The 4539-nt window shown below is 30.8% G+C and carries 5 protein-coding genes; 2 read left to right on the forward strand and 3 right to left on the reverse strand.

Annotation, left to right across the window (positions count from 1 at the left end; genetic code table 11):
• Together Q0505_RS07110 and xerA are read right to left on the reverse strand one after the other, a co-directional pair.
• Nucleotides 1-342 (reverse strand): hypothetical protein (locus Q0505_RS07110; protein WP_299210624.1); only part of this gene is annotated, 342 nt, incomplete at its 3' end.
• Nucleotides 343-400: 58 nt separating this feature from the next.
• The gene (gene xerA, locus Q0505_RS07115; protein ID WP_299210626.1) at nucleotides 401-1474 is read right to left on the reverse strand and encodes a site-specific tyrosine recombinase/integron integrase; all 1074 of its coding nucleotides are present in this window, start codon (nucleotides 1472-1474) and stop codon (nucleotides 401-403) included.
• A 139-nt stretch (nucleotides 1475-1613) separates the two neighbouring features.
• Between xerA and Q0505_RS07120 the strand changes: the two genes are divergently transcribed.
• Nucleotides 1614-1973: a hypothetical protein gene (locus Q0505_RS07120; protein WP_299210628.1), complete on the forward strand. Its 360-nt coding sequence runs from the start codon at nucleotides 1614-1616 to the stop codon at nucleotides 1971-1973.
• A gap of 294 nt (nucleotides 1974-2267) precedes the next feature.
• Here the strand turns inward: Q0505_RS07120 and Q0505_RS07125 are convergent, their stop codons facing one another.
• Complete coding sequence (locus Q0505_RS07125; protein ID WP_299210630.1) at nucleotides 2268-2510, reverse strand: hypothetical protein; 243 nt, start codon at nucleotides 2508-2510, stop codon at nucleotides 2268-2270.
• 634 nt (nucleotides 2511-3144) lie between these two features.
• Here Q0505_RS07125 and Q0505_RS07130 point away from each other — a divergent pair.
• The gene (locus tag Q0505_RS07130) at nucleotides 3145-4275 is read left to right on the forward strand and encodes a hypothetical protein (protein WP_299210632.1); all 1131 of its coding nucleotides are present in this window, start codon (nucleotides 3145-3147) and stop codon (nucleotides 4273-4275) included.
• The last annotated feature ends 264 nt before the right edge of the window (nucleotides 4276-4539 follow it).

The following is a 4539-nucleotide window of genomic DNA, read 5'->3' on the forward strand; positions in this document are numbered from 1 at the left end:
TGGAAAAACTTCTAGATTTACATAACCATTTGTTGCCTTATGTGAAATTTCACAGAATTTATTATAAAGTGGTAAGCTGATTACAGCAATGTCCAAGTCAGATACTCCTGGTGTAAAAGGTTTATCTTTAAAAAAACTTAAACCTGTTTTTCCAGAACCAACGATTTGAATAGATGAAAATGGGATGTCAAATGCATTACTAATTGAATTCTTAATATAGAATTCAGCATCTGGATTATCTTTGAAGATTTCTGTAGTATATGACAAGAAAATTTTGCGAGCTATAGTTTGACTATTATCTCCCTTTTCAATTCCTGATTTTATTCCTTTTAATGCAGTCATTCTTTAATTATGCCCAACAATGTTATAATAGCAATTGCTATTATATTCTATGTATTTACTACAAATCTAACGGATTTTTAATTGATTTAAAATTGTTTACAGCCACTTGAGTATAAATTTCTGTTGTTTTGGAACTACTATGCCCTAACAGCGTTTGAATATATCTTAAATCGGTACCATTTTCTAATAGATGAGTAGCAAAACTATGTCTTAGCATATGTGGGCTTACTCTCTTGTTTATCTTTGATTTTTCTGCTGCTCTAACTACTATTTCTTTTACACTACTACCACTATATTTATTTCCTTTTAACCCTTCAAACAAGTATTCTTTCGGTTTCCAATCGTTATAATATATCCTTAATTCTTTTAGTATGGTTTCTGATAACAATGAATATCGGTCTTTATTATTTTTGGCATTTTTAATATGAATCAACATCCGCTTACTATCTATATCTTCAATTTTTAAATCTAATAGTTCACTTCTACGTAATCCAGCTGAATATAAAAGCCCTACAATACAACGATGTTTTATATTATTAGTATTTGAAATCATAGCTAAAATTTCTTCTTTAGAAAGCACTTGTGGGAGTTTGTGCTGTTTTCTAGGTCTTTCAATGCTGTAAAACCGATTGGGCATTCCCATTACTACTTCATAGTAGAATTTAATACTATTGATGGTTTGATTGATATAGCTATTGGATTTGTTTTGTTGGATGAGTAATTGAAGATATGTTCTTATTTCTTGTTCGGATAATTCAACAATATTCTTATCGGGATACTGATTTATAAACTTCTCGAATAATGAGATATAGGCTTTACAAGTGTTTAAGGCATATCTTTTGAGTTCTAATTTGATGAGATATTCTTCTGGAACATATTTGTATGATGTAGTTTTAGCTCTATTGCGATACCAATTTATATCAACAGGTTGATTATCCCGCCGTACCTTCTCTTTAAAAAAAGAATTTCCATTAACCCAAGCTACTCCTCTAAATTTTTCAAAAATATGGGCTAGATTTTCTTTTGTATTGGTGACATATACCACACCAAATTCATTACTCCATTTAGGGTTAGCTAACTCTTTTATTAATGCCTGTATTACTTTATCTGGATAGAATTTTATACCTATCATTTTTTGATTATTGATCAGAAGGTGTTTTAACGTTATATGTCTAGAAAGAGGTTTCATTTCTTAAAGGTGATAAAGAGAAATGAATTACAAAAACATAGTCGTACATTTATACGTTTATTAAACGTTTAACACTACACTTATGAGTACCTCTTGCCTTAATTGTGATGCATTATTAGAAGGAAGAACCGATAAGAAATTTTGCACCTCTTATTGCAAATCCTCGTATCATTATCAGAAAAATAAAGAAAAAGAAGATCAATTGTTTCAAAAAATAGATAGACAATTAAAGATCAATAGAAAAATTTTGAAAGAATTTAACAAAGCTGGATTAGCGACAGTAAGAAAACAAAAACTATTTGATAAAGGTTTTGATCCTAATTATTTCACGCATTATTGGAAGAATAAAGAAAATAAGATATATCTGTTTTGTTATGAATACGGATTCTTGGATGTAAACCAAAAATATGTTTTAGTTATATGGCAAAAGTATATGGAATAATATGTATAATAACTTCAATTGTTTGAAAGAGGTTTTTATTAAATCTTATATAAGTAAGTCAATTTTATATCAACTAAATTAAGCTTAATGAAAACAGAAAGCGAACGTAGGGTTTTCATGCTATAAGATGTATAGATATGCTATGATTTGCAGTTTACGTGTATTTTAAATTAATGGTAATCAGTATATTATAAAATACACTTTACGATTCATAACCCGGAGGTCACGAGTTCAATTCTCGTTCTCGCTACTTAAAAATTAAGCAGTTACATTTATTTTGTAACTGCTTTTTATTTAATGTACAACATATATACAACAATTTTGGCTATTTTCTACTTTTAGTGTTGTTGATAAGTTTACGCCAAGCAAGTCCCTTTCATTATCATTACCCGCCTTATTCTTCCTATTATTATCATTTGTGCCTTTATTCTTTAAAATTGAACTCGGTGTTATCGGGTCAGGATTGGCTTTAAAAATCATAATACCCTCTAAAACTTCCGCCCAACAATGCAAATTAAATGATGTTGGTGTCCGCATCCCATACTCTCATTTACGAACTAAGCGATCAGCAATACCCAATTTATAATTTACATCATCTTGCGTTAGCCCTAATTCCTTTCATCTAGCGATCATTGGAAGGACGACAAATTTCAAGAAATCCATACAGGTATAATTTAAAAAGTTTGATTCGTTAGTATTTATTCCATGCTCTTTTCTGTTGTACTCAGTATTGCATCTGCCGCACTTCCCCAATGCGTGTAACCGTTACAAACATAAATTTTAAAACGAGACGTGTTACTAGCGACATCTTGATACATTTTATAGAAATGAAAAGTACTTTCATAAAGAATCTAAACTTTTGACAATAAATTTTGTAGGTAATATATTACAAATATTTACTCATACTTCTTCATAAAGCAATTTTAAACGTCATACAGTCAAAAAAAAATATTTTTTTTAGAACTATAAAAAATCATCTCAAATGTACTCATAACAAGTAATCACAGGATTTTAAAGAAGTAACTAGTGATGGTCATAGCATATTAAGTAGTCAAGAAGCTTGAATTCTATTAGGAAGATATGTTTTTTTTTACTTAATTGCAGTAATACAAACATACTGATTTACAGCAATGTGATCGCATTATTTGATTAACCCCCAAATCATCAAATTATGAAATTTAAGTTACTAAGTATCATAGCCCTCTGGCTGTGTACAATGTCAAGCTCGTACTCTCAATGTCTAAATGGAGGCTGCGATGTAGGTCTATCTCGATCTGAATTAAAAAATGGTGTTTTTATAGGACATTATGAAAATGGAGAAAAACTAGGTCTCGGTATAAGTTATATCTATAATCCTAAAGGAACCTCAACGATTTATGCTGAATACATAGGTAATAAAAAAAGTGGTGTAGAGTACCAAATAGATATGGAGACTGGAACTCAAGAAACCGTACACACATTTAAGAACTATTTTAATGGAACTGTCATCTACCCCGCTTTTCGAATTTCAAAAGAAAATAAAAAAACAAAAATTGAAGTCGCTTTCAGCGATACTGATGGTTGGAAAAAGTATGATGGTGATAAAACAATAGGTGAAATGAGTGTAAAGGGTATCATACACGATGGTTCTCCAGCATTTATTGCCCTTAATGGTAAGGATCAAGTGATGGCACTTTCTGCAACCGTAGGATCTTTAAGTCTCTTAAGTTCTGAACTTACAGAAAAATATTACAATGCCTTACAAATGAGCTTAAAGGACAATCGTCTTACGATGAATATATTCCCAAAAGCTGGGGCAGATGAAACTGTATTCAGAACAAACATAGATTGGGATATGCAAAACCCACAAGAAGGAATCTGGCTATATAAGAGGTATTTTAATAATGAGTTGTCTTACAAATCTACGTATGAAGAAGTGTTAGAATTACCTTCTCAAAAAGATGTAAATCAACAAAAACTTCAAAAAGCCTTCGATTTTATTGCAGCGCAAGTAGAAGGTTATGATTTTGAGAAGGGCTATGAAGGAAAAGCCAAAGATTTTATGGATATGCTCAAGGATATTAAAGAACGTGCAGAGAGAAAGGGTCTCGATATTTCTAATACCTATGATCTAACAATGATTAGGTTGTATCTGCAACTAGATGATAAGGATAGTATTTTAAAATACGCGCTATCAGCTTGCATTAAATCGTCAAATAGCTATACGCTTATAAGTGACCTTATCACAACAAATTTTAAGCAACACGCAGATTTACTACCATTGATAAAAAAGAATGAAGGAATTGCATTAAGCGGTAATTAAGAGCTTTCTAATACCTCTCACTCAGCTATGACTTAAAACGTTGCCCTCTTACACCATAGAACCTAAGATTCGTTTTATAATCCTTTAGTTGTTCTTAAAGAGTTTTGATCGTTGTCGGATTAGTACGCTTTCGCGAAAGCGTAAAAAACACTACCTAATCACATCATATATATTACCTTAAAATAATGAGGCTGTCTAAAAAGGTGGCCTCTTTTTTTTTGCATTATTTTTTTGATTTCGTATCTTAATAACATGAAATCTAGT

It is taken from the genome of uncultured Dokdonia sp. (assembly GCF_937910895.1).
GTDB lineage: Bacteria > Bacteroidota > Bacteroidia > Flavobacteriales > Flavobacteriaceae > Dokdonia.